The organism is Mesorhizobium sp. M1334 (assembly GCF_040317995.1).
Classification (GTDB): Bacteria; Pseudomonadota; Alphaproteobacteria; order Rhizobiales; family Rhizobiaceae; genus Mesorhizobium.
In genome coordinates, this window is the sequence record NZ_JAMYLM010000002.1 from 514,314 (window position 1) to 539,338 (window position 25,025).

The 25,025-nt window shown below is 63.1% G+C and carries 23 protein-coding genes, 1 tRNA gene and 3 pseudogenes; 12 read left to right on the plus strand and 15 right to left on the minus strand.

Annotation, left to right across the window (positions count from 1 at the left end; translation table 11 throughout):
- Positions 1-44: 44 nt before the first annotated feature.
- Complete coding sequence (locus NKH17_RS05960; RefSeq protein ID WP_352902485.1) at positions 45-1,307, minus strand: ISNCY family transposase; 1,263 nt, start codon at positions 1,305-1,307, stop codon at positions 45-47.
- Positions 1,308-1,400: 93 nt separating this feature from the next.
- Here NKH17_RS05960 and NKH17_RS05965 point away from each other — a divergent pair.
- A tRNA-Arg gene (locus tag NKH17_RS05965) sits at positions 1,401-1,477 on the plus strand.
- Positions 1,478-1,786: 309 nt separating this feature from the next.
- On the opposite strand, the pseudogene NKH17_RS05970 reads toward NKH17_RS05965, so the two are convergent.
- Positions 1,787-2,208, minus strand: a pseudogene (locus tag NKH17_RS05970) (RidA family protein).
- Positions 2,209-2,317: 109 nt separating this feature from the next.
- A pseudogene (locus tag NKH17_RS05975) lies at positions 2,318-3,166 on the minus strand (SDR family oxidoreductase).
- Between the two features lie 97 nt (positions 3,167-3,263).
- On the opposite strand from NKH17_RS05975, the gene NKH17_RS05980 reads away from it, so the two are divergent.
- Entirely contained in the window at positions 3,264-4,166 is a 903-nt protein-coding gene (locus tag NKH17_RS05980; RefSeq protein ID WP_352902487.1) for a LysR family transcriptional regulator, read from the plus strand.
- A 192-nt stretch (positions 4,167-4,358) separates the two neighbouring features.
- On the opposite strand, the gene NKH17_RS05985 is transcribed toward NKH17_RS05980, so the two are convergent.
- Positions 4,359-4,742 carry a VOC family protein gene (locus tag NKH17_RS05985; protein WP_352902489.1) on the minus strand — a complete coding sequence of 128 codons (384 nt, stop codon included), beginning with the start codon at positions 4,740-4,742 and terminating at the stop codon, positions 4,359-4,361.
- A 224-nt stretch (positions 4,743-4,966) separates the two neighbouring features.
- On the opposite strand from NKH17_RS05985, the gene NKH17_RS05990 reads away from it, so the two are divergent.
- The 3 genes from NKH17_RS05990 (at position 4,967) to NKH17_RS06000 (ending at position 10,402) form a co-directional block, all read left to right on the plus strand.
- Entirely contained in the window at positions 4,967-7,243 is a 2,277-nt protein-coding gene (locus tag NKH17_RS05990) for a hybrid sensor histidine kinase/response regulator (RefSeq protein WP_352970345.1), read from the plus strand.
- 387 nt (positions 7,244-7,630) lie between these two features.
- Positions 7,631-9,376 carry an adenylate/guanylate cyclase domain-containing protein gene (locus NKH17_RS05995; RefSeq protein WP_352476231.1) on the plus strand — a complete coding sequence of 582 codons (1,746 nt, stop codon included), beginning with the start codon at positions 7,631-7,633 and terminating at the stop codon, positions 9,374-9,376.
- Positions 9,377-9,820: 444 nt separating this feature from the next.
- Positions 9,821-10,402 carry a dienelactone hydrolase family protein gene (locus NKH17_RS06000; protein ID WP_352902493.1) on the plus strand — a complete coding sequence of 194 codons (582 nt, stop codon included), beginning with the start codon at positions 9,821-9,823 and terminating at the stop codon, positions 10,400-10,402.
- A 304-nt stretch (positions 10,403-10,706) separates the two neighbouring features.
- Here NKH17_RS06000 and NKH17_RS06005 read toward each other — a convergent pair whose 3' ends face one another.
- On the minus strand, positions 10,707-11,663 hold the full coding sequence (locus tag NKH17_RS06005) for an alpha/beta fold hydrolase (RefSeq protein ID WP_352902496.1): 957 nt from the start codon (positions 11,661-11,663) through the stop codon (positions 10,707-10,709).
- A gap of 205 nt (positions 11,664-11,868) precedes the next feature.
- Between NKH17_RS06005 and NKH17_RS06010 the strand changes: the two genes are divergently transcribed.
- On the plus strand, positions 11,869-12,861 hold the full coding sequence (locus NKH17_RS06010) for a hypothetical protein (RefSeq protein WP_352902497.1): 993 nt from the start codon (positions 11,869-11,871) through the stop codon (positions 12,859-12,861).
- A 1-nt stretch (position 12,862) separates the two neighbouring features.
- Positions 12,863-14,338, plus strand: coding sequence for an FAD-dependent oxidoreductase (locus NKH17_RS06015; protein ID WP_352902500.1), 1,476 nt, complete (start codon positions 12,863-12,865; stop codon positions 14,336-14,338).
- A 24-nt stretch (positions 14,339-14,362) separates the two neighbouring features.
- Here NKH17_RS06015 and NKH17_RS06020 read toward each other — a convergent pair whose 3' ends face one another.
- Both NKH17_RS06020 and NKH17_RS06025 read right to left on the minus strand, forming a co-directional pair.
- Positions 14,363-14,833 (minus strand): YbhB/YbcL family Raf kinase inhibitor-like protein, encoded by a 471-nt coding sequence (locus tag NKH17_RS06020; RefSeq protein WP_352902502.1) that lies wholly within the window; start codon positions 14,831-14,833, stop codon positions 14,363-14,365.
- A 49-nt stretch (positions 14,834-14,882) separates the two neighbouring features.
- A complete protein-coding gene (locus NKH17_RS06025) occupies positions 14,883-15,320 on the minus strand; it encodes a DUF2267 domain-containing protein (RefSeq protein ID WP_352505043.1) in 438 nt (145 codons plus the stop codon).
- 72 nt (positions 15,321-15,392) lie between these two features.
- Here NKH17_RS06025 and NKH17_RS06030 point away from each other — a divergent pair, with 72 nt between their 5' ends.
- Positions 15,393-16,007 carry an Hsp20/alpha crystallin family protein gene (locus NKH17_RS06030; protein ID WP_352902505.1) on the plus strand — a complete coding sequence of 205 codons (615 nt, stop codon included), beginning with the start codon at positions 15,393-15,395 and terminating at the stop codon, positions 16,005-16,007.
- Between the two features lie 76 nt (positions 16,008-16,083).
- Here the strand turns inward: NKH17_RS06030 and NKH17_RS06035 are convergent, their stop codons facing one another.
- Positions 16,084-16,512 carry a CBS domain-containing protein gene (locus NKH17_RS06035; protein ID WP_502895512.1) on the minus strand — a complete coding sequence of 143 codons (429 nt, stop codon included), beginning with the start codon at positions 16,510-16,512 and terminating at the stop codon, positions 16,084-16,086.
- A gap of 286 nt (positions 16,513-16,798) precedes the next feature.
- Here NKH17_RS06035 and NKH17_RS06040 point away from each other — a divergent pair, with 286 nt between their 5' ends.
- The 3 genes from NKH17_RS06040 (at position 16,799) to NKH17_RS06050 (ending at position 18,844) form a co-directional block, all read left to right on the plus strand.
- Entirely contained in the window at positions 16,799-17,557 is a 759-nt protein-coding gene (locus NKH17_RS06040) for a phosphoribosyltransferase (RefSeq protein ID WP_352902507.1), read from the plus strand.
- The gene (locus tag NKH17_RS06045) at positions 17,544-18,221 is read left to right on the plus strand and encodes a dienelactone hydrolase family protein (RefSeq protein ID WP_352476221.1); all 678 of its coding nucleotides are present in this window, start codon (positions 17,544-17,546) and stop codon (positions 18,219-18,221) included. Before NKH17_RS06040 ends, NKH17_RS06045 begins: the two co-directional genes overlap by 14 nt.
- Before the next feature lie 122 nt (positions 18,222-18,343).
- The gene (locus tag NKH17_RS06050) at positions 18,344-18,844 is read left to right on the plus strand and encodes a DUF6496 domain-containing protein (RefSeq protein WP_254816596.1); all 501 of its coding nucleotides are present in this window, start codon (positions 18,344-18,346) and stop codon (positions 18,842-18,844) included.
- 74 nt (positions 18,845-18,918) lie between these two features.
- Here the strand turns inward: NKH17_RS06050 and NKH17_RS06055 are convergent.
- The 3 genes and pseudogenes from NKH17_RS06055 to betI all read right to left on the minus strand — a co-directional run.
- Positions 18,919-19,091, minus strand: a pseudogene (locus tag NKH17_RS06055) (aspartate aminotransferase family protein); the annotation flags it as partial.
- A 27-nt stretch (positions 19,092-19,118) separates the two neighbouring features.
- Positions 19,119-20,420, minus strand: coding sequence for a flavin monoamine oxidase family protein (locus tag NKH17_RS06060; RefSeq protein WP_352902510.1), 1,302 nt, complete (start codon positions 20,418-20,420; stop codon positions 19,119-19,121).
- Between the two features lie 76 nt (positions 20,421-20,496).
- Positions 20,497-21,192, minus strand: coding sequence for a transcriptional regulator BetI (gene betI, locus NKH17_RS06065; RefSeq protein ID WP_352902518.1), 696 nt, complete (start codon positions 21,190-21,192; stop codon positions 20,497-20,499).
- 353 nt (positions 21,193-21,545) lie between these two features.
- On the opposite strand from betI, the gene NKH17_RS06070 reads away from it, so the two are divergent.
- On the plus strand, positions 21,546-21,806 hold the full coding sequence (locus tag NKH17_RS06070) for a hypothetical protein (protein WP_352902512.1): 261 nt from the start codon (positions 21,546-21,548) through the stop codon (positions 21,804-21,806).
- Between the two features lie 42 nt (positions 21,807-21,848).
- On the opposite strand, the gene NKH17_RS06075 is transcribed toward NKH17_RS06070, so the two are convergent.
- The 4 genes from NKH17_RS06075 to NKH17_RS06090 all read right to left on the minus strand — a co-directional run bounded on the left by NKH17_RS06075 (position 21,849) and on the right by NKH17_RS06090 (position 24,962).
- The gene (locus NKH17_RS06075; RefSeq protein ID WP_352737986.1) at positions 21,849-22,907 is read right to left on the minus strand and encodes a dipeptidase; all 1,059 of its coding nucleotides are present in this window, start codon (positions 22,905-22,907) and stop codon (positions 21,849-21,851) included.
- A 184-nt stretch (positions 22,908-23,091) separates the two neighbouring features.
- Positions 23,092-23,391 carry a GNAT family N-acetyltransferase gene (locus NKH17_RS06080; protein WP_352687334.1) on the minus strand — a complete coding sequence of 100 codons (300 nt, stop codon included), beginning with the start codon at positions 23,389-23,391 and terminating at the stop codon, positions 23,092-23,094.
- Positions 23,384-24,019 (minus strand): alpha/beta hydrolase, encoded by a 636-nt coding sequence (locus tag NKH17_RS06085; RefSeq protein ID WP_352902514.1) that lies wholly within the window; start codon positions 24,017-24,019, stop codon positions 23,384-23,386. The genes NKH17_RS06080 and NKH17_RS06085 overlap by 8 nt, the downstream gene beginning before the upstream one ends.
- A gap of 10 nt (positions 24,020-24,029) precedes the next feature.
- Complete coding sequence (locus tag NKH17_RS06090) at positions 24,030-24,962, minus strand: VOC family protein (protein WP_352476214.1); 933 nt, start codon at positions 24,960-24,962, stop codon at positions 24,030-24,032.
- Positions 24,963-25,025: the final 63 nt, after the last annotated feature.

Sequence of the window (25,025 nt, forward strand, 5' to 3'; positions counted from 1 at the left end):
TGCCCCTGTCGGTAGCAAATCAAGTTGTCCGGTTTGGTAGCACATCATTTGTCCGCTTCAGTTTTGCGTCGAAGCGGTTCACGCGGCTTGCCCGGTGCGGCAGGTTTCTTGGATTGTGGCGCCGTCGGGCGTGTATCGGGCGATGCGGCGGGCCCGTGGAAGACCGCGAGCGTCCCATCGGGGTATTGCCTGACCTTGACCGCGGCTTTGACGAAGTGATGTCGGATCGGGCTGTGCGGGAGTTGTAATCGCATGCGCGCGAAGGCGAGTGTGTTGTCGCGGGCAACGACGCGCTCCTCCTCGATGCACAGGATCTGGGCCAGTTGCTGTGGGTCGGCGGCGACAAAGGCGCTGTCTTCGATCGCGGGCGGTTTGGCAAAGCGGGCATTGTGAGCTGGCAGATAGGTCTGCGCGATGAAGCGGTTGGCGGCCTGGATATCGGCAATGCCGGCCAGCGCCAGTTCTTTCGGCAGCCGATCCTGCAAGGTCGAGAACATCCGCTCGGAGCGCCCCCTGGCTTCAGGCGAATAGGCCGGGATATGCTCGATGCCGAGGTGCCGCAGCGCTCGCCCGACCTGGGTCAGCCGGCTCTTGTCGACCGCCTCACCGGCCTTGAGCGTCACGAAATAGTGGCTGCCGCGATCGCTGTAGAGGCTAGACGGCAATCCCTTGGCGACAAAAGTCTCCAGAAGTCCCTGAAAGCTCGACGCCGTGCCTTCCTCCTCAATCAGGAAGGCCGAATAGATCGTGCTCGTGGCGTCGTCCAGCGTCACGATCAGATCGAGCATCGGCTGACCCTCCAGCCAGGCATGCCGGCTGCCATCCTGGTGCAGCATCATCCCCTCACACGGCTTCCTTTCGCGTTTGCGCCGGTGAGCACCGCGCCACTTGGCTCGCTCCACCAGGCCCGCCGCGTGCAGCTGCGTCTTGATGAAGGTGTAGCCCCAGCTGAAGTCGTGATCGCGTATCAAGTGCTCGTGGAAATGCTTCACATTCCACCCCAGGTAACGATGACGATAAAGCTCCAGCATCTCCTCAATCGCTTCCGCAGGCACCCGACGCGTCGAAATCTTGCCCAGCCGGCGGTCGCGTAAGCCATCCTCCCCAGCCTCTTCGTACCGGTCGCGGTAACGTCGAAATTGCCGCTCCGACATGCCCAGCAACTCGCCTGCCTCCATCATCGAAAGATCGCCGCCATTCCAGCGCCTCAAAACGTCTCGAAACTTCTGCATTCTCCGGCCCTGTAGCCATGCCGTCCGTCTCATCCCCAGCCTCCCTTTGGCTGGCGATAAAACCGGACAACTCATGTGCTACCTAATCCGGACAACTCATCTGCTTACGACAGCGGCCTAACTGCCCCTTGGCGAAACGTCCCGAAGCGGTTATGTGTCGGGCCGCGTGGTCCCGTAGCTCAGTAGGATAGAGCGGCAGATTCCTAATCTGTAGGTCACAGGTTCGATTCCTGTCGGGATCACCAAAGTTTTCAATAACTTAGTGAATTGGTGCCGTACTTTTTTGCCAATTAGTACGGCACCTCGTCTATGGCACGAGCGCCGAGGGTTATTGGACCTCTGAGGAAGGTGATTGTCTACTGTTCGCACGAAGGGACGATCACGCTTGGCGGGTCAATTACAGCAATCGCCCCATCAAAACTCCCTTGCGGCTGATTGGAGTTAACGTCCGCTCCGGGTTGGGAGTTGATGGCAGCTATCCTTGAACCAGCCCCTTTGACCGAACGGTCTGAAATCGGCCCAAATCGCCGATGCAGAAATTGCAGTATGAACGATCATCGCTTGTCCGCTGGCTGACCGCTTGTCGTCAAAGGGATGCGGGCGATGACCTTGATCTCGAAATCGAAACCCGCGAGCCAGTTGACGCCCACCGCCGTCCAGTTCGGATAGGGAGGTGCGCCGATCTCTTCCGCGCGGACAGCCAGCACCGTTTCGATCTGTTCGTCCGGGTTGGTGTGGAAGGTGGTGACGTCGACAACGTCATCGAAGCTACACCCGGCGGCGGCCAAGACCTCACGCATATTGGCGAGGCCCGCCGAACCTGATCCTCGAATACGGGCTCAGGCGAGCCGTCCTGACGGCTCCCGACCTGACCCGACACGAAGAGAAGATCGCCAGAGCGAATGGCCGCGGAATATCGATGAATATCGTATAACGCGTGGCGTTTGGCCGGGAAAATGGCGTCACGTGCAGGCATTTCGTGTTCCTTTCTGTCTTAATAACGGCGCCGGGCCGGAGCCTGGGGCATCAACGGGCGGAGCTGCATGCCGGTGGCCTGCGGCTCTGGATCGGCGGGACAGGTTGGGTCACAGCCGCGCCAGCTCCTCGTCGGTGAAATCCGCCGCAACCGCGATGTCCTTCTGCCTGTCGAGTTCCTCGACGCGCCCGCCGAGTGCCTTGCGGATGCCGGCATAGGCCTCGGCACCAAGCACCAGCCGTTTCGGGAGCGGACCATCCTGATCGGCAAGCCGGATCATTGCGTCCGTCATGCGGTCGGGGTCGCCCTTAATCACCCATGAGACACCCAGCGCCTCGCGGATCTGACCGGCGGGTGTTCCCTCATAGGCCGCGAGCGGCTTGGTCCGCGCGAGATTGCCGCCGAACCCGGTCCGCGCCGGCCCAGGCTCCACAAGGCTGAATTCGATGCCGAAGGGAGCAGCCTCCTGCGCCACGGACTCGACGAATCCCTCGATACCCCACTTGGTCGCGTGATAGAGGCTGAAAGCCGGATAGGCGATCTGGCCTCCCTCGCTCGATACCTGTAAAATCCGGCCGCCACCCTAGCTGCGCAGATGCGGCACCGCCGCCCGGATGAGTGCGATCGAGCCGATGAGATTGGTGTCGATGATGTCCCGGACCTGCACATCGCCAGCCTCTTCAGCCGCGCCGAGCAGGCCATAGCCAGCATTGCTGACGACGATGTCGATCCGAGCGGATGCCGCGAAGGCGCGGTCGACCGCGGCGCGGACCGAGCTCTGGTCCCTGAGGTCCATTGCGACGATGCGGAGCCGTTCGGGGTAACTTGCACGCAGGTCGGGAAGTGCGTCCTCGCTGCGGCTGGCACCGACGACGCGGTCTCCCCTGATCAGGGCCTTCTCCGCCAGCAGCCGGCCTAGACCGGAAGACACACCCGTTATGAGCCAGGTCTTTTCCATTTCTCATTTCTCCAATTGATCCAGGCAGGAGATAGGGCAGTCGCATTGCGCGCATTAGCCGTTGAAATCGGCATGGGATAATGCAAGATCCCCATCAATGCCCCGCCCGTCGCTCAACGATCTCACCGCCTTCGTCGCCGTTGCCACACACCGCGGCTTCCGCCGCGCAGCGGACGAGATCGGCACGGCACCTTCCACATTGAGCCATGCGATGCGTGCGCTCGAGGAACGCATGGGCGTGCGACTTCTGAACCGCACCACACGCAGCGTCTCGCCGACAGAAGCCGGGTTCCGGTTGCTCGACCGTCTTCAGCCGGCGCTCGCCTCGCTGGACGAGGCGCTCGACAGCGTCGCGGGGTTCCGGGGCAATGTCGCGGGCACGGTCCGCATCAACGCACCGCGATTGGTGGCCGGGCTTCTCGTTCGCCGGGTCCTTCCGCAGATGGCGGAGCGCCATCCGGACGTGACCGTGGACATCGTCGTCGAGGGGCGGCTCATCGATATCGTGTCCAGCGGGTTCGATGCCGGCGTACGCCTCATCACATCAATTCCCAAAGACATGATCGCCGTGCCGTTTGCACGCGCGTTGACGTTCATCTGTATCGCGTCGCCCGCCTATCTCGATCGCTTCGGGGAGCCGGGAACGCCCGAGGAATTGCAACGCCACCATTGCATCGGCCACCGTATGCCCAGCGGCAAGCTCTATCGATGGGAGTTCGAACGCGCAGGCCAGGAACTGGTGATCGGGGCAAACGGCCCCATCGTCCTTGATGACGAGGAACTGATGGTCGAAGCCGCAATAGAGGGTCTGGGCATCGCCTATGTGGCGGATTGGGCCGCCGAAGCGGCGGTGTCCGATGGCCGGCTACGCAAGGTCCTGACCGCGTGGACGCCAGCACCGGAAGAAGTTGCGGTCTACTACCCCGGACATCGAGCCGTACCGCCCGCACTGCGAGCTTTTCTCGACGTAGTCAAAGACCTGCGGAAGAAAGAACCTTAACTGGATCACGAAGCCGACGCCCTCGCGCGGAACAGCCGCTCTGCGGACAAAGCTATCCTCGCCACCGGTTCCTTGGCCATACGCGTCTGACGTTAGTCCGTGTGTCTGAGCTCGGCTGTGTGGGCGCCTACCCACTGCGTAAGACATGGCGCAGGACAAGGACGCCTTTGACGCTAACTCCTTGGCCGATAATCAGGCGGTGACTGGCTGCATCAGTTCGAAGATGTTGCCCCAAGGATCGGAGAAGAACGCGATGCGACTGCTGATCGCCGGAACATCGAATGGCTCATGCACGATTTTCACGCTACGGCGCTTCAACTCGGCAACGGCCTTGTCGACGTCCTCCAGGCGAAGACAAAGGTGATGCCACCCCGACAGGCCGAGGCTGGCGCCAAGATCCGCGTATACGGGGCGCTCGGCAGCGCCGGGGCCTGCCAGAAGTTCAAGGCGGAAGCCGTCATCCACTGCCGGCGAAAGAAAGACGAAGGTCATATCGTCGCCAGAAGGTACGGTATCCACGACTCTGAAATCCAGCTTTCCGGTGTACCACGAGATCGCGGCATCGCGGTCAGGCACTCGGAGCAAAGAAGGGTCGCATCAGGTCATAGCGCGAACGGCAGGTTTCGAAAAGCGCCATGAGGGTCAGCAAATGGCGCTCCTTGTCCTGCTGGTGCAAGCGTTTCCCCACCCCCGCACCGTACTGCGGTCGGATTCAGGCATCTTGCCGGAACTCACGATAATCGTCATCCTTGCCAGCCCGACGGCCAGCGTTCCGACCGGTCGTCACGGAGTGCCCGCCCTTGCAAGAAGACGATGACGGAAACGCATTCCAAGAGGCGATCCTCGCTTCGGTGGTTCGCTCATCGCTCGACTGCGTGATCGTCACGGACGAAGCCGGATTGGTTGTGGAATTCAACGCGGCGGCCGAGGCGACCTTCGGCTATTCGCGCGCTGAAGCGGTCGGCAGACAGATCTCGGAGCTCATTGTCCCGCCGCATCTGCGCAAGGCGCACGCAAACGGGCTTGCCGCCTATCTTGCGGGTGGCGCCCCGCGGTTGCTCGGGCGTCGCACAGAGCAGACTGCCATGCGAGCGAACCGCACCGAGTTTCCGGTGGAACTCACGATCACCGAAGCCCGGAGCGGCAAACGTCGTTTCTTCACGGCGAGCTTGCGCGACCTGTCGCAGCGCCACGCTGCCGACGCAGCTCTGCGTGCCAGCGAAGCCCGCTTGGCGGCATTCATGAAGCATGCTCCCGTAGGCATGTACCTGAAGGATACCGACGGACGCTATCTGGTCGCCAATCCGGAAATGGGAAAGGTCTTCGGCCGGCCAGCCGAGAGCGCGATCGGACTAAGCGCGGCCGACATTTTCGGGCCGCAGGAGGCCGCGATGATCGCGGAAAACGATCGCCGCGTGCTGGAATCGGGACAGGCGATTGCAATCGAGGAATTTCTAAGCAACGCGGTCGATTATGCCTGGAGCCTTGTCGTTCGCTTTCCCGTGCTGTGGGCCGATCAGCAACAGGCGCGCATCGGCGGCTTCGATATCGACATCACCGAGCAGAAGCGCGCGGCCGAGCGCCTGCAGCAAAGCGAGCGGCGCTTCCGAGACCTCACTCACCATCATCCGGTTCCGGTCGTGTTCATAGACTCGCGAACGAGGCACCTGATTACCGCAAATCCCGCCTTCCGCGAGATCATGGGTATAGGCCCGCGTGACGAGGACCGCTTCCGCCAGCACCGCTGGTTCGCCACACGGGAAGACTATCGGCGCCTCAAGGCCCTGTCACGTCAGCAGCCGCGCGCCGACGGCGTGGAGGCTCAACTTCGGCGTCTGGACGGCTCCGTGTTTCCCGTGTCGCTGAGTTGGCGCCACATCGAGATGGACGACCGACCGGTGATCGTCGGCAGCATTCTTGATCTCACCGCAACCAAGGCGGCTGAAGCCGAACTGGCGCGGTCGCGCGAGGCATTGGCGCAGAGCGAGCGGCTCAATGCACTTGGTTCGCTGCTTGCCGGCGTTTCGCACGAACTCAATAACCCCTTGGCGGTCGTCGTCGCGCAGGCCCAGTTGCTGGAAGAATTTCTAGCCGGAACCGCCCACGCACAGCGGGCCGGCAAGATCAGACTCGCCGCCGAGCGCTGCGCGCGCATCGTGAAGACTTTCCTGGCAATGGCGCGACAACGCCAGCCGGAGCGCCGCAGTACCGACGTCAACGATCTGATCCGCGCAGTTCTTGACATCGCCGGCTACGGTTTGCGCACGGCAGGCATCGAGGTGCAATGCCGGCTCGCCGAGGCCCTGCCGCCTTTGGAAGTCGACCCTGACCAGATGCATCAGGTGTTCTATAACCTGATCGTCAACGCGCAACACGCCCTGCAGGAGATACCGGCACCGCGGCGGATCGAGATCGAAACGTCGCTTGAAGGCAATGACCTCCAGATCGTGATCGCCGACAATGGCCCCGGTGTGCCCGCCGAGATCCGGAACCGCATTTTCGATCCGTTTTTTACCACTAAGGCTCAGGGTGCGGGCACCGGGATCGGGCTCGCTTTCTCGCTCGGCGTGGTGCAGTCGCACAATGGACGGCTGACCCTGCTTGACCGTGCGGACGGCGCGCATTTCCGGTTGCTGTTGCCGGTGGAGGCCTGCACTTCGTCAGATTCAATCGAAGGTGTTGCGGCTCACTCGGTCGCGGACATCGGTTGTACCGCCCTTGTGGTCGATGACGAGCGGGAGGTTGCCGAAACGGTGGCAGAACTACTAGAGGCTGAAGGTTTTGCCGTCAGGATCGTCGAGGACGGCGCCGGCGCCAAGGCAGCGCTGATGAGTGCTGTTTTCGATGTGATCTTTTGCGATCTGCGGATGCCGAACATCGACGGCCCCGCCTTGTTCGACTGGGCCTGTCAGGCAACCCCGGGCATGGCGGAGCGATTCGTTTTCGTTACCGGCGACACGCTCGGCGGCGCTGCGGCGCGCTTCCTAGAACGGGCCGGTCGACCAGTTGTCGAGAAGCCATTTTCGCGCGATTCTATCCGCCGGGCACTAAGCTCGTTGGCAGACGTTCCGCGCTAGCCAAGCGCGAACGTCTGGTGATGCCCGATGCGCTTAGTAGGCATCTCGCTGTTACATCGCGGTGACAAAAGCACCGCCACGGTGGCGTCAACCGGTTACCAAGGGCAGTAAATATCTCCGGCCTTCTGGGAGGAGTGGCGTGTCAGCGTCCCCAGAGGCTGCGTGGGCGTATCGCCGGTTGGCTGTTAGCGCGGCGACTGGATCGCTCCACGCCTCGCAAGCGGGATAGCGAAATCTCGTGAAGGCAAAGTCGAGCTGCGTTTTCCGTTCTGTATCGGCGACCGGCGGCGACTGGGAGAGACGGATACCATGCACATGGGGCGTCTGGAAGGTGCCAGGACATGGACGCGGGGCGGCCCGCGCGCAGGCGCTTGGTCGAGCGGTGCAATGACCACGCAGCGCCACCTCGCAGCGATCATGGTTTGCGACGTGGTCGGCTATTCGCGCCTGACGGAGCGCGACGAGCGCGGTACGCTCGAGCGGCTGAAGATCTACCGCAAGGACCTGCTCGAACCGCTGGTCTCTGAGCACCGGGGTCGGATCGTCAAGCTCACCGGCGACGGCATGCTGTGTGAGTTCGCGAGCGTCGTCAACGCGGTGGCGTCGGCGATGGCGATCCAGCAGGCCCTGGCAGAACACGAGGCGGAGATGCCCGAGGAAGAGCGGATTCGCTTTCGCATCGGCGTCAATCTCGGCGACGTGGTCTGCGAGGAGGACGGCGACCTCTACGGCGACGGGGTCAATATCGCAGCCCGCCTCGACGGCATCGCCGACCCCGGCACCGTGGTCGTCTCAGGCACCGCCTACGACCACCTTCAGGGCAAGCTCGACTGCAGCTTCACGCCGCTCGGCAATCTGCGCCTCAAGAACATCGAGCGGCCTGTGCGCGCCTACCGCGTCGAGACCGACGCCGGCGCCTCGGTGGCTGCATCGCCTCCGCTGCCCGCGAAACCCTCGATCGCGGTTCTGCCTTTTACCAACATGAGCGGCGATCCCGACCAGGAATACTTCGCCGACGGACTGGTGGAGGACATCATCACGGGATTGAGCCGGGTGAACTCCTTCTTCGTGATCGCCCGCAACTCGTCCTTCACCTACAAGGGCCGGGCGGTGGACCTGCGCCAGGTCGGGCGCGAGCTGGGCGTCCGCTACGTGCTCGAAGGCAGCATCCGCAGAGCAGGATCGCGGGTGCGCATCAGTGGGCAGTTGGTGGACGCGATCAGCGGACACCATGTCTGGGCCGACCGCTTCGAGGGCGACGTGAGCGACATCTTCGACCTGCAGGACAAGGTGACCGAGAGCGTCGTCGGCGCTGTCGAACCGAGCATCCGGCTGCAGGAGATCAAGCAGGCGCGCATGAAGCCGACCGACTACATCGGTGCCTACGACCTCTACCTTCGTGCGCTGCCGCGCTTCTACAGCATGACGCGCGAAGGCTTCGCCGACGTGCGCCGGCTCACCAACGAGGCGCTCAGCATCGACCCAGACTTCACCCTGGCGAAGGCACTCGGTGCCTATATCCGCAGCCTGTCGGTGAGTCAGTGCTGGCACGAGCCCGACGATATCCGCGTCGCCGTGCGCATGGCCCGCGAGGTGCTGGCGGACGCGCGAGACGACCCGACAAGCTTGCGTTTCGCCGCGCAGGTCATCGCCTACAGCGCCAAGGATTACGAGACGGCGCTGGACACGATCGAACGGTCCCTGCTCCTCAACCCCAATTCGGCGCAGGGCCATACGGGCAGCGGCTGGGTGAACGCCCATTCCGGCCACCCCCTCGTTGCGATCGAGCACTTCCACAGGGCGATGCGGCTGAGCCCGGTCGACCCCGAGAAGGGCATCGCGCTCTCCGGCATCGGGATGAGCTACCTGATGCTCGAACGCTACGAGGAAGCGCTTGCTTGGGGAGAACGAGCGCTGCGCGAGATGCCGAATTACGGCTCCTCGCACCGGGTGGTGATCATGGCGCTGGTCAAACTCAACCGGCTGGACGAAGCGCAGGCGGCGGCGCGGCGGCTGATGGAGGCGTTCCCGACCTACACGCTCGGCCTGCAGAAGCAGATCAACCCGTGGCGGGACAAGGTGTTCGCCGAGCACTATGTCGAAGCGTTGGGTATTGCCGGCGTGCCGGAGTGATCGTCGCGGTTGCAAAGATGCCCTCTCCTGCGCGTCACGTCCGGCCAGGCGACGCGCCCCTTGATCCCGCGTCGCTTCAGGAAGGATAGTTCTCTGGCCGGCTTGTCGAGGCGCGTAGAGCAGCTGTGAACAGCCGGCGAGCTCTAGTGGCACTTTCGTAGGATGGCGTTTCGTAGTGACCCCAAAATTGACCTTGGCGGAAATTCGAACCAAGACACTACCGCCGCGGTGCGTCCGTCTGGCGGACGCAGGTAACGCCGGAAGCATTTTCGTCGCCGCCTATCTGTTGGTGTAGATCGGCCCTCGCGTCGTCACGCCGGGAAAAGACGATGCGCCGAGGCTTGTCATCATTTGGAAGTTCTTCGATGCACAGCGAAATCGCTTGCAGTTCTGCGAAGCGATTCGCAATTGTCGCCGCAATCCACGTCCCACCTGGAGGCTCCCATGGCCGAGGTCCTGCTGTTCCACCACGCACAAGGGTTGACTCCCGGGGTGCGCGCGTTCGCTGATGACCTGCGGGCAGCCGGGCACACCGTGCATACGCCGGACCTGTTCGACGGACGCACATTCCAGAGTATTGACAAGGGTCTCGCCTACATCGGTGAGATCGGGTTCGACGACATGCGGGAGCGCGGCGTCCGCGTCGCCGGCGAACTGACGCCCGAGCTCGTTTACGCCGGATTCTCGTTCGGCGTACTGCCGGCGCAGAAGCTCACACAGACACGACCCGGTGCCTGCGGAGCCCTGCTCTTCCACTCCTGTCTGCCGATTAGCGGCGAGTGGGCGTTCGGACCCTGGCCGGACGGCGTCCCGGTCCAGATCCACGGTATGGATAACGACCCGATCTTCATCGGCGAGGGCGATATCGACGCCGCTCGCGAGATCGTGGAGAAGGTCGAGGACGCGGAGCTGTTCCTCTATCCCGGCGACCAGCACTACTTCGCCGACAGCTCGCTGCCGTCGTACGACGCGGCTGCCAGCGCACTACTCACGCGGCGGGTGCTCGAGTTCCTGGACCGTGTCTGACCATGTCGGCGAGGGCCTTATTGAGGAGTATTGGCAGTTCTCGTCAAATCTCCATAGGGTCGAATTCGCGATCACCACCCGCGCGTTCGTTCCCTGGAGGGCTTCCGGACGCCGGCCCCGGCGCACGGCACCTCTCACAGAGGGCCGGCATCTCCTCCAAGATCTGGCAAGGCATTTACTCGAACAAGTGGCTGCTTTGGGGTCTCGGTGCTGGTTGCCGTGAATGTCAGCTACAGGCAGCGTAATATGCTGATGAAGGTACAAACTCCTAATCTGTAGGTCACAAGTTCAATCCCTGTCGGGATCACCACGTTTTCAACAGGTTACCTGACGGTTGCGTCGGTGCTCGGCTGTGAACGCGTGCGAGGAAGTCGCGCACCAACGCAAGCGCCTCATCGAAATGGGTTTCCAGTAGCCAGTGGCCGGCGCCATCGAGGAGATGGAGCTCTGCTTGCGGCAAGTCGCGCTTGTAGGCGCGGGCCGATGCGGCCGGCATGTAGCCATCCTTAGGACCCCAGACGATCAGTGTCGGTGGTTGCCGTTCGCGCAGATAAGCCTGGTATTTCGGGAACCAGGTGAGGTTTGCCTCCAGCTTCTCCATCAGGCCGACCGCGAGCCGCCGACGGGGCGGCGTGTCCATCAGAGGCCAATGGAGTTTCCACAGATCCGGTGGCACGCGCTCGGCCACGACCTCGCCAACCTCACCGATGAACTCGTGCCGGAAGCCCTCCTCGCTCACCGCTTCTTCCAGCGGGCGATGCTTGTCGGGCGTCTTGTCGTTCCAATACGCCTTGATGGCTGCGTATTTCGGGCCGAGCACGTCTTCGTAGATGTCGCCGTTCTGGATGATAAGCGCGGCAACGCGCTCCGGATAGGCGATGGCGTGGCGCAATCCGATCTGCGAGCCGTAATCGTGCAGCCAGAGCGCATAGTGGGACAGGCCGAGCGCGTCCGCGAAAGCCGCCAAAAACCCGGCATAGTTCTCGAAATCGTAGCTGAATGCAGCCATGTCGGGCGTAGCGCTATAGCCGAAGCCAGGAAAGTCCGGGGCGAACGTGTGCCAGCGATCGGCCAGTCCGGGCATCAGCCTTCGAAACTGATAGGAGGAACAGGGATAGCCGTGCGGCAGCAGAAGCACGGGAGCATCGGCCGGGCCTTCCTCGCGAAAGAAGACAGTAATTCCGTTAACTCTGATTTGGCGGTGTCGCAACTTTGCCTCCTCGATTGAAAGGCTCCGAAAATGACTGGTAACCTCCCGCATCCCGTTGTGAGCGCCTGGACCCGAAACTCATGATCAGGTCGAGGGTTCCCGGTCGCGGCGGTGGAAGCGACCAAGGAACCCCGCCGCCGATCAGATCGTTTGGCGATATCTGGCCAGATCAACCTGAGGCAGATATGCCGCATGCTCGCAATCGCATGGAACCGAACATCGGCAAAGTCTGCCGTGGAATTCGGGGCTTGGCGCAATGCTGCGTGACGTCGATTATGTCCTGCAAAAACTCGACTGGATGCGCGCCGAAGGCATCTGGCCCAACGGCTTGCGATATCTGTGGACCGATGCATTCGGGGTCGTGCTCTATGTCTCGCTTTATGCGGAACTTGGCGAAGAGCGCTGGCTGGACGAGGCCGAGCGGCTGGTGGTGGATGTCGAGCGTGTGCTCGGCCGGCGGCGCGGATTGAGGATCGGCGAAGCGCCGGATCGCGACGGCCAGTATTTCCACTATCTGGCGATGTGGCTGTTCGCCTTGGCGCGTCTCGGCGATCTGAAGCCGGAATACCGCGAGCGCGGCATTGCGCTGGCGCGGGCCATTCACCCGGCATTTGTGGTCCCCGGCCGCGGCGTGATCTGGAAGATGCAGGAGGATTTGAGCGGTCCTTACCCCGGCTACGGTCTCGGCAGCATGGATGCCTATGACGGCTACGTCTCTTATCGCATGCTCGACGAAGAGGAACTGGCGCCCGAGATCGCACAGATGCGTGAGCTGATGGAGCGCGATTGGCGCACACTCGACGTCGACCAGGACCTCGGCCTCGGCATGATGCTGTGGCTCGCCCATTTCTCTCCCGACGAGCCGTGGGCCGAGGCCCAGACGAGGCGTTCGCTGCGAACCCTGGAAACGATGTGGGTCGACCCGCCCGGTTATTTCAGCCGCGCGCCATGGCTGCGCGATACCAAGTTCGCCTTCACCAATTACGGCGTATCGCTCGGCCTGCAAGCCGCCGGCATCTGGCCGGGGCGTGTCGATAGGCTGAATGCCTTCTTCGAGGACTGGCGCTCCGGCGACGAATACGACCGCGAGGCGATCACCTGGGTGATGGCCTGCACCTCGCGCCTTCCCGGTGCTTTTCTGACCCGGGATGGCGGGACAATGACTGAAAGAAGCAACCAAGCTCGGGAACGTTCCCCTGCTGGCGCGGTTGTCGATGGAAGTGCATCGAGACGCAAGGAGCGCGGTTGAAATGGCCATTCTCTTGGGAAAACCGGGAAGCTGTTGGGTAGCGGCAGCCAGATCCACGAACTATCCCCAGCTCGAAGGTTCGATCCGTGCGGACGCCGTTGTCGTGGGTGCTGGAATTGTCGGGCTGACGACGGCGCTTCGCCTTTGCGAGGCAGGCCGGTCGGTGGTCGTCGTTGAAGGCCTGCGCACGGGCGGACAGGTGACCGGCCGCTCGACGGCCAAGATCACCACGCAGCATGCACTGATCTATCGTCATCTCATCGACACTGTCGGCCGGGAGTTGGCGCAGGTCTACGCCGATGCGAATTCCGCCGGCGCCCGACAGATCCGCGATTGGGTTCGCGAGTACGCCATCGCCTGCGATCTCGAGAGCAAGGACGCCTACACCTACACCTGCGATGAAAGCCGGCGCGCGGAGGTCGCGGCCGAGGCGGAGGCCGCGCGCCAGGTCGGGCTGGAGGCCGAGATCCTCGACCACGCGCCGCTGCCTTTCGAAACGGCCGCCGCGCTACGGTTTTCTGACCAGGCGCAGTTCAATCCGGCGATGTATCTGGTTGGCCTGGCGGAAGCGGTGACGGCCCGTGGCGGTCGGATCTTCGAAAACAGCCGCGCCACCTCGATCGACGAGGCAAGCCGCTGGCGCATCGTCACCGATGGCGGCGCCGTTGATGCCGGGCATGTCGTCGTCGCCACCAACATGACGGTGAAGAGCCCCATCGGCATGGCGAACCGGACGCAACCGCGCTGCCACACCGCCATGGCCTTTCGGATCGACGATCCCCTCACTGTCGACGGCATGTTCATCGGCATCGACGATCCGACGCATTCCATCCGCACGGGCCACGATGCCGAAGGGCCGCTGCTGGTCACGCTCGGCCCCAAGTTCAACACCGGCTGGGACGGCGACGTGGCCAAGCGGTTTGTCGAACTGGAAAAATGGGCAAGAAAGAACCTTTCGGTCGGCGACGTCGCGTGGCGCTGGTGCAATGAGGATTATGATACGGCCGACAGGATTCCATATGCAGGCGAGCCCGATCCCGCCAAGGCAGCCGGCTTCCACATTGCCACTGGCTTCAACGCCTGGGGCATCACCAACGGGACGGCCGTGGGCGCGATGATCGCCGACCTGATCTGCGGCCGCCCGAGCCCATGGCAAAAACTCTACGATCCGGCCCGGCCCTATCCTGAGGACTTCCACAAGAACGGCCGCAGTCAATCGATCGTCTCGAGCACCCACGACATTGCGCCTGGTATGGGGGGCGTGATCGTCAGGGGAGACGAAAAGATTGCGGCGTGGACAGACACCGAAGGTGCACTCCAGGCGGTTTCGGCGACTTGCACCCACAAGGGCTGCACCGTAACCTGGAACAATGCGGACCACACCTGGGATTGTCCCTGCCACGGCTCGATCTTCGCGGCCGACGGTTCGGTCATCCACGGCCCTGCCCGAAAACCGCTTGCCCAGATTACGTTGTGAAGGCGGCGACCGACGCCGCCCGCGTCACGCCGGCCGTTCGTAGGTTCCGACCAACTCCGTCTCCTCCAATGCGTGTTTCTGGGCTTGCTTCCAGACCTGATGCACGCCCGCCTGTCCCGGTACGCTGAGGCTCGGCACATCCAGCGCGGCCAGCCGGAAATGGTAATGATGGACGCCATGGCCTACGGGCGGCTGCGGGCCATCGTAATAGGCATTGCCGAAATCGTTGGTACCTTGCCTGAGTGCCGACGGACCGGGCTTGCCGTCTGCCGCCTCAGCGAGTTCACCGGCATCGGGCGGGATGTTGAATACCGCCCAATGTCCGAAAGTCCCGCTTGGCGCATCGGGATCCAGCACGACAAGAACAAGGCTCTTGGCATCATCCGGAACACCGGACCACTTCAATGGCGGCGAGACGTTCTGGCCGTCACGCGTATACCTTTCGGGAATTTTTCCGCCTGCCGGGAACGCCGGGCTGATAAGGGTGAGTGGCATTGCTGTTTCCCCAAGAAGATTGCGACCAAGAAACCCGCGCCGGCGCCGTTCACGCCGCTTGCTGAGCTTCGGCGACGCGTCTGATCTCTCCTGGCAGGGATTCCCAGACCTTGTGCATCTGTCCTTCTCCGACATGATGGGCAAGCACCTTGGACACGGCCCTGAATGCATCCTTGGAATCGACCGGACGGGTGAATTCAAGCTCCGCCTTGATCTTGGCCAGAAACTCGTCGAGCGACCGCACCTTCTCGGGGGCCTTGGAAGGTTGATATTGGTCATAGAAGGCGCCGCGCACCAGAATCGGCAGCTGCGAGCCGAGGTGGGCTGCAAGATCCGGCTGCATACGGTCGCGCAGGGCGTGCAGCACCGCTCCGAGAACGTGCCAGGCGACCTGCCGATCCGGTCCGATCTCGTCCATGATCTCGTCGAGCCAGATGTTCGTGGTCTGCAGTGTCTTGTCGAATACGTCGAGTCCGGTGGCGTTCATCGAATCCTCCTTCCGTTCAAATCCGATTACGGCGGATGTGACCAAACAGTCCTACCTGCCGGTTGTTCCCCGATGCGCATTCCGCGGTTTTTCGGACCGCCTTTCCCGGCCGGCGTGCGGAACATCCTCATGGGCGGACGAGTTTTATTTGCTGTCGCCGATCACATGGCGGCGAGCAATGCAAATAGGAAAAACAGGAGAAGAACCATGGCAAACCGTGACTTGGCGTCCTGGCCGCCATCCCGAAGTCTTTATCCATCCGGACGAGATCCGCTTACGTCATTCCACCGGCAGATCGATCGCCTGTTCGACGACTTCTTTGCGCCAATGGCCGAAGCGACTACGGCCGGCGATCTTTGGCCGAGCGTCGACGTATATGAAACAGACCAAGCCTATAAGGTCACCGCCGAATTGCCGGGGCTCGAGCAGAAGGACGTTGAGCTCAAGCTGCGCGACAACACCCTCTCCATCACGGGCGAGAAGCGTTCGGAGCACAAGGAAGGCGTTGGCGGCCGCACCTATAGCGAACGCAGTTATGGCCGGTTTCAGCGGACCATCTCCCGGGATGCGGAGGTCGATGCCGACAAGGTGCAGGCCACTTTCAAGAACGGCGTTTTGGCTGTCGCGCTTCCGAAGAACCCCGCAGCAAAGGACAAGACACGCCGCATTGAAGTGAAAGCGCGATAGTTGCCAAGCTGAAGGCTGCCTGAGCAGGCGGTGCTCAGCTAAACGGCGAGCGCGGTACAACCTGCGGGCAAGCGCCCTAGCGCCGGGGATTGTCCGTCGCCTCGGAAACGCCTTCGAGAGCGATTTTGGCGGCTTCCTCATCGGTCCGCCCGAGGTCGGCCAGGGCGATGACGCCGACGAGGCGCTTGTCGTGGTTGATCACCGGAAGACGACGCACCTGATGCTTGGCCATGATCTTCGCCGCATCGGTGATATCGGCGTCGTCGAAGCACCAATAGACATGCTCGGACATGACCTCGCGGACGGTCGTGTTGCCGGCTGAGCGCTCCTCGGCGACGCCGCGCATCACGATGTCGCGGTCTGTCACCATGCCGACCAGCCTGTCATTCTCGCCGACCGGAAGGGCGCCGAGATTGTCGGCCCGCATTTTCCGGGCGGCATCCCTAATTGTCGTGTTCGGGCCGACCAGTTCGGTCCGACGGCTCATGATCTCCTGAACTTGCATGGGATATTCCTCTCTCTGACTGCTGAGGCAACAAGCCGCCAACCGCGCCTGCTGCTGCGCATCGCGAGATCGCCAGCTATCCTGACGAGGCATGTACGGATCACGATCTTCTCGATCCGCGCGCGAACGCGCCTCCCGGCACCTCGCGATCGAAACTATTCTTGGAACGTCCCGGCAGCGAGCGAGTTCCAAAATGATACCGGTGCCGCAGCCATCCCACGGGATGTGGCCGCAGGTTGGTGAAAGAACATCCACCGGGAAAACAGATGCACGCGGATTGAAGGTCATGGCTGTCCTCTTTTCAGATCGCCGCGAGGCCGGGCGGCGGCTCGCCGGGGAGCTCGTTCGCTTTGCCGGCCGCGACGACGTGATCGTATTGGCGCTGCCCCGAGGCGGCGTGCCGGTCGGCTACGAGGTCGCGCAGGCACTCAAGGCACCACTCGACGTCTTCGTCGTGCGCAAGCTCGGCGTCCCCGGCCACGAGGAACTGGCCATGGGGGCGATCGCGCCCTCCGGCGTACGTGTCCTGAACGACGAAATCGTCAGCGGTCTCGCGATCCCGCCATATGTCATCGACGCGGTCGCAGCAAAGGAGGAAAAAGAGCTTCTGCGCCGCGAGCACCTCTATAGGGCCGGGCGACCCCCACCGCAGTTGAATGGACGGACCATTATCCTCGTGGATGACGGGCTTGCGACCGGATCGACCATGCGGGCCGGAATCAAGGCGCTGCGAAAAAACCACGCCGCCCGTAAGTCGCGGCCGTTCCCGTCGGTAGTCCCGACACTTGCGACGCGATGCGGGCGGACGCCGACGAGGTCGTTTGCGCGACGACACCAGAGCCGTTGCTCGGTGTCGGGCGCTGGTACGTGGATTTCTCGCAGACGAGCGATGAAGAGGTCCGCGCGCTCCTCGCCAGGTCCGTGCCCAAGCCTGCAGCTTCCGACAAGACTGCCGCTTCCGAAGAGGAGTTGGCTGGGCACGCGGGCGCGGGTCCGGCGCGCGGCACCAGATCGCCATAGCGGAGGTGGATATGGACCGGCATAGCGAGCACGTCGTTCATGTTCCCGCGGGGCCTGTCACGCTTGAGGGCAATCTTTCGTTGCCCCCGGATGCTCGCGGCCTCGTGCTCTTCGCCCATGGCAGCGGAAGCAGCCGCCACAGCCCGCGCAACCGCTACGTGGCCGCAAGGCTGAACGAGGCGAACCTCGCCACCTTCCTCGTCGACCTGTTGACGGCCGAAGAGGAGCGGATCGACCAGGTCACGGCCGAGTTGCGCTTCAATATCGGACTGCTCGCCGATCGGCTGGTCGGCGTCACGGATTGGCTCGCCGCCTCCCCGGACACGTCGGGGTTGCGTCTTGGCTATTTCGGCGCGAGCACGGGCGCCGGTGCCGCCCTGGTGGCGGCGGCCGAGCGGCCCGACCAGGCCGCGGCGGTGGTTTCGCGTGGTGGCCGGCCCGATCTCGCAGCGCTCGCCCTGCCGCGCGTCCGGGCGCCGACCTTGCTCGTCGTCGGAGGCGCGGACACGCAAGTGATCGCACTCAACCGCTCGGCTTTGGTGGCGCTCCGCGGCGAGAAGGAGCTCGCCATCGTCCCTGGCGCGACACATCTGTTCGAGGAGCCCGGCGCCCTGGACGAAGTCGCGGATCTCGCTACCCAATGGTTCTTGCGCCATCTGGTTTCGGACAGATCGGCGTCGACGTCCTGACAGCCGGGGCTTGGATCACCAGTCCCGGGATCATTTGCGTCCTCAACGCGTTATGATCCTCATAAGACCGCGCGCAGCTGCAACCCGAATGGCTGTCGCAACCCGTATGCGGGAGAAAGACAATGCCGGACAAGAAAACCATCGAGAAGGCCCGAAAGGACAAGCGCGAGGGCAAATCGCCGAGCACCCAGGCCGGCGAGTTCGTGCACGAGGAGATCGATAAAATCCGCCGCGGCGAGCACGGCGCGCGATCGACCCAGCAGGCCATCGCCATTGGACTTTCCGAGGCAAGACGCGCAGGCGTAGACCTGCCCCCGCCCAAAAAGGGCAAGGTGAAGGAAAGCACGCGCAAGAGCGCCGAATACGCCTATGAGGCCGGCCAGGGCGAACGCACGCCGAAACGCCGCCCGCGGGTCTCGAAAGCTGTCTCCAAGGTGCTCGAGCACGAGCCGAAGAGCACGGCGTCGCACGAGGCGCTCTCGCAGCAGGCCAAGCGTGCGGCCTCGCGCCGGACGGCTGAGGAGCGCTCGGCCGCCGCGAAGAAGGCCGCCGAGACGAAAGGCGCCAGCGGAAGGAAGCAGGCGGCGCAGAAGGCCGCCAGAACGCGGGCACAGCACGCATAGTTCAAGGCGGCAGTTCGCCTCCTGGAAACCCGATATGGCCCAACGGCCGGCGAGATCGCCGGTGATAAACGCCTACCCCGCCACACCCCTTCCCGGCGCAGATAGTCCATCGTGCGCGAAATGCCTTGGCGCAGGATCGACGCCATGTCGTCGATCTGCTCGCGCGTGATGATCAGCGGCGGGACATGACGCACATATTGATCAGCGGCCTGACCAGCAGGCCGAGCTCGCGGCAATGCGTGTCGATCCCGCTCGGCAGCTTGATCCGCCTCGCTTATGACCCCGAGGCTCTGCTGTCGATGGCCGACTGAATAATTTTTCGGGCAGCAATGCGGCCGGCGACGATGGCGCCCTCGACATAGCCCGGAAATGACGGCGACAGCTCCGACGAGGCAAAATGGACCGGCGGAGCGCCCGCACGGATAATGCGTTCGGCATCCGTTGCCGTCGCATCGACGATCAGATCGCTGTAACCGCCGCCGCTCCAGCGATCCCCAGTCCAGTCGCGATAACTGAGATCGATAATGCCGGCCGCCTCGATACCGAGCGCCTGTTCCAGCCTTGACGTCACCTTTGCGCGTAACGCCGCGTCGTCCAGATCCCGCCAGCGCTGCGCCAGCGGCCCGCCGATGAAGACGACAAGTGCTGCATGATCCTCGTCGCTGCTGGCATCGCAGGCAAAAAGCCCGTGCGGGTCGCGCCACATCACCATGCCGCTCAAGCCCCTGTCGCGCCAGAAAGCCTTGGGGTAGCGTACCAGCATCTTGATCACCGCGCCGCTTTGCCAGACGCCTAGGGCCGTCTTCAGCACAGCCGGCAGCGGCGGCACGAAATCCACTCTCGAGGCCATCATCGGCGGTACGGCGACCAGTACCGCTCGTGCCTCGATCGCGCCGGCAGGCGACACGACGCGAACCCCTCCCGGCCCGTGCTCAATGGCCTCGACAGCTGTATTCAGCCGCAGTCGATCGCCGAGATCCCGCGCAAGATCATCCGCCAGCGAATGCATGGTTTCGCCCATGAAATACTGCAGCTCCGACACCTCATTGGTGATGCGGCGATCATTGTCGATCAAGTACCACAGCGGCAGCCTTTCCATTGCCAGGCACCACAGGCCCTCGATCATCGACCGAAACGCGGCCTTCGCATCGTCGGGATCGGCCTGGCGATCGAGCCATGCCGCGACCGTCGAGCCGGCAATGGTCGGGTCGTTCGGTGCGATCGCGTTCATCCGCTCGCGCATTCGCATCGCGGTGCCGTAAGTGCGCCCGGCTTGCGCCTCGCCCATTCGCGGCTGCGTGACGAATTCGCCTGCGACATGGGTCTCGACCAATGTCTTGCCGCGCGCTCGTACCAGCGCCATTAATTCCGGCATGTCTTCGCACAAGAACTGGCCGCCGCTGTCGATCCGCTCGCCGAGCCCGTTCTGCACAGCTTCGACGCGGCCGCCGACACGGTCGCGGGCTTCGAGCAGCACGACATCGATGCCGGCGTGGTCCAATTCACGCGCGGCCGACAGGCCGGTGAAGCCGGCGCCGACGATCGCCACATCGGCTCGTTCGATCTTGAACTTCATTAGCCGGCCTTGATCTTCTCGAATGTCAGGGGCCGGATCATTGTCTTCATTGCTGGTCCACCCTCTTTTTGATGGTTCACGCCGGCCTGGCACCGCGGGCTGCGAAGTTCGGATAGTGCTTGGGGAATGCCGCAGACAGGAACTCATTCGCGGCCTGCAGCGCCGTCTCGCGTGTGGCGTCCTCGGTGCCCATCATCAAATGCAGCCACAGACCATCCAGCATGGCGCTGAGCGCTAGCGCCATGACTTGTGGCTCATAGGCATAGAAGCCGCTCTGCTTGAGCGCCGCGCAAAGATCGATGAAGATGTTCTGGTAGACGGCATCGCGTGCGCTGCTCAGCGCCTGATATTTCGGTCGCGATTTGGCCTCGCCCCAGAAGGCACACCAGGCAGCCAGCTTCCGCTTGTTGCAGATCGAGCGGTCGAAATCGGCCGCCACCAATGCCTGCAGCTGGCGGGCGGGATCATCGCCGGCCTTTTGCAAGGCGCTGCGCCAATGCGCCGAATACTCGTCATGCATGTACTGCAAAGTGGCGACGAGCAGCTTCTCCTTGCTCTCGAAATGGAAATTGACGATGCCGCGCGACAGGCCGGCGCCGTCGGCGACGTCGGCCATAGTCGTTTCCGAATAGCCGCGCTTGGCCAATGAATCGATAGTCGCTTCGATCAGTTGAACCTGCCTTGTCTCTTTCGACGCTTTGCGGCCGCGCTTATCGGAATCGCTTTTTCGCGCCGGTTCGAGGAGGGCTTCGCGCGCCTCTGTTGTCTTCATCGGGTAACGGTCTCCAGCATCGCCGGCTAGCCGACCGGCTTCGGCCGCGAAGATCAGTGGGGCGGTGTTTGCCACTGTCAAGCACCTTCTGCATGGCTGCCCATATTCGAATGTTCTCGTCGAGATTGCATCCTTGGAGAGAACGACGTCGAAGGCGCCATCGGCGAAAGGCAGCGATCCCGGCACGCGGACCAGATCAGCGCCGCCGAGTCCGCCTGCAGCGGACCTTGGGTCGAGATCTACGCCAGGCGCGAGCTGCAATATCAAAAGCTGCTGAAGCGTGCCAAACTGGTGCCGCGGCTGGTCATCAAGCTCGGCCGCCGCACTGCCAATCCGCCTGCGGATTTCTGAATATGACCGATGACATCGACAGTCACGAAATCGACGCTGAAGCCGCCGAACAGTGGCAGCTGGTCAACACGCCGCTCGGCGAAAAATGGTCGGGCCGCACCCGCTATGCCGCGGCCATGTTCTTCTACAAGCGCGGCGAGATGAGCGCTGAAACGCTGGAGGTCTACCGCATTTGTGCGAGGCTGGATTCGACCGATCCGCTGCCGATCATCCGCGACCGCGGCATTGGCCAGGACTGGCTTAAACGCATGGGTTTCGAATAGTCCGCCTCCAAACTGTGTTCCGGACAAGCCGGCATCACCCGCTTAGCCGATGGTCTTCTCCAAGATGCCGAGCCAGTTGCGATAGGCGATCTTCTCGATCAGCGCGCGCCCGAAGCCGCGCGCCGCGAAAGCGTCGAGCAATCTTGGCAGGCCGGCAACGTCGCCTATCACGGCCGGGATCATGGCGCCGTCGAAATCCGAGCCCAGGCCGACGCCGTCTTCGCCCAGCGCCTGCAGCAGCGAATCGACATGGCGCACCATGATGTCGAGGCTGGTGTCGGCGTTCATCCTGCCGTCCTCACGCAGGAACCCGGTGGCGAAGTTAAGCCCGACCATGCCGCCGGACTCGCGGATCGCGCCGAGCTGCCATTCGGTGAGGTTGCGCGAATGGCCGCAGATTGCGTGCACGTTGGAATGGGTCGCGACCAGCGGTGCGTCGCTGATCTCGACGACGTCGCGGAAACCTTTTTCGTTGAGATGCGAAAGATCGATCATGATCTTCAGCTGGTTGCAGGCTTTCACCAGCGCCTTGCCGGCATCGGTCAGCCCCGGCCCTGTATCGGGCGACGAGGGGAAGCGGAACGGCACGCCGTGGCCGAAGGCATTGGGACGGCTCCAGACGATGCCGAGCGAGCGCAGGCCGGCTGCGTGGAGAACGTCGAGCAGGGTGAGCTCAGGGTCGATCGCCTCGACCCCTTCGATATGAAACACCGCCGCAATCGAGCCTTGCGCCATCGCCTTTCTCACATCGCCGGCGCTGCGGCAGACGGTAAGCGCCGAAGCCCGCTCCAGCCTGAACAGGATCGAGGCCATCGCTACGGTGGAGTTGAGCGCATCGGCGCGCGGAACCTCGGGCGGCAAGGGCTCGCTGTCGCTCGGCGCCAGGGGCACCGTACCGCGTTTGGATTTCTCGGCAGGCGGCGGGAAGATCGCGAACATGCCGCCGGCAAATCCGCCTTTCTTCGCGCGCGGCAGGTCGATATGGCCACCCGGTGTCCCCTCGACGAACAGCTTTTCGACATCCGCATCCTTCGACTGGTAGAGCCTGAGCAGCGTGTCGTTGTGGCCGTCGAAGACGGGAACGAGATCGGATTCGGTCATGGGGGGCCATTCGGTTGAAGTGGTCGGGCGCAGAAGGCGAGCCGGTTGTTGCCAATACTTAGGCAAGACGGGCGCTCTGCGCAAATCCCGCATGTTTGCCTTGTGTTTGTAAGCCGCCAATGGTCGAAGGGGCACGCGGTAAAGCCGCGCACCCTTTCTCTGTCATTCATCGAGGGGCTGTCTCTTACCGCTTCAGCACGTCCGCCCATTCCGGATGGCGGCGGAACTGAGCATTGGCGAACGGGCAAAGCGGGATGATCGTCTTGCCCGCCGCACGCGCATCCTCGACGGCACGGGTGACCAGGCGAAGTCCCGCGCCCTGGCCGCGAAATGCATCCGGCACTTCTGTATGGTCGATGATGATCTGGTGCTCGCCGATCTTGGTGAAGGTCATCTCCGCCTCGGCGCCGTCCGGCCCACGCAGGAAGTAGCGGCCCTTCGAGCCGCGGTCCTCCAGTTCAATTTCCGGCAATAGGTCAGACATGGCTTGCGGTCCTTTCATCCGACGCCACGGCGAACAGCTGCCGCGCCGCCTCGATCTCGCCCGGCCGCACCTCATGGCCGCCGTCATGCCACTCGACTGTGACATCGGCGCCATCGGCGCGCAAATAGGCTTCGAGCCGCGCCGTCAAATTAGGCGGACAGATCGGGTCTCGCCTGCCGGCGGTGACCAGGATGCGGCTGCCGCCAAGGCTGCCCCTGACCTCCGGCTGGAACGGGATCAGCGGATGCATCAGCACCGTTGCGTCGAACAGCGACGGCTCGGCAAACAGCACCGAGGCCAGGATGTTGGCGCCGTTGGAATAACCGAGGCCTAGCACCGAAGATGGCTTTGCCGCCTCGACATGCGCCTTGACGAAGCCGGCCATCTTGTCCGTCGCTCGCGTGAGGTCGCCGATGTCGTAAACGCCCTCGCCGGTACGACGAAAAAAGCGTGCGGCGCCTTGTTCCGAGACATCGCCCCGCGGGGCAACGATCGTTGCTTGCGGCGCAAGATCGCGCCCAAGCGACAGAAGCTGATCCTCGTCGCCGCCAGTGCCATGGAAGACGAAGAGCAACGGTCCGCCCGGCGAACCGGGCAGCACCTTGTGAATATACGAATCCTTGCTCATAACCTTGCCCTCAGTCTTCCAGTTTCTGCAGATGCTGCTCGAGATAGGGCCGCAAATGCTGGTGTTGCGACGGCAGTTTCAGCGCCTCGCCGAGATGGGCGGTATCCTCGTCGCGGTCGAAGCCCGGCTCGTTGGTGGCGACTTCGAACAGCACGCCGCCCGGTGTGCGGAAGTAGATCGCCCAGAAATAATCGCGGTCGATCACTGGCGTCACCTGATAACCTGTATCGAGCAGCGCCTTGCGCACTTCGAGCTGCTTGGCGCGGTTCTCGACGGCGAAAGCGACATGGTGGACAGAGCCGGCGCCGAGATTGGCGAAGCCGGCCCCTGGCAGCGATTCGATATCGACCACATCGGCGCCGTTGCCGTTCTTCACCGCCAGCCGCCTGACGTTGCCGGATTTGTCGACCTCCTCATAACCCATGAATTTCAGCAGCTCTTCGGTGGCGCCGCCATCTTTCAGCCTGAGCGACACCGAGTGGAAGCCGCGGATCGCCTCGTCGGTGGGGATGCCACCCTTGGCCCATGGCGCACGGCTGTCCGCTCTGTCCTCGACCAGCGCAAACCCGTCGCCGTCGGGACCGGCGAACGCAAGGCGCTTCTCGCCGAACGTCTCCTCGCGGGACAGCCCGGTGACACCTTGCTCGGCAAACCGTTTCTCCCAATAGCCGAGCGTGCCCTCGGGCACCGAATAAGCGGTGGTGCCGACTTCGCCGACTCCATGGCGGCCTTTGCCGATGTTCGGGAACGGGAAGTAGGTCATCACCGAGCCGGGCGTGCCGACCTCGTCGCCGTAATAGAGGTGGTAGACGTCGGGTGCGTCGAAATTGACGGTTTTCTTGACCCGCCGCAGGCCGAGCGTCCCGGTGAAGAATTCATTATTCTGGCGCGCATCGCTGGCCATCGAGGTGACGTGATGCAGGCCCTTGACCTGGTCGAGCATGTCTGTTGCTCCTTTCCTTGTGTCGGTGCGGCCCTTGCCGCTGTCCACGCGAATATGAGCATC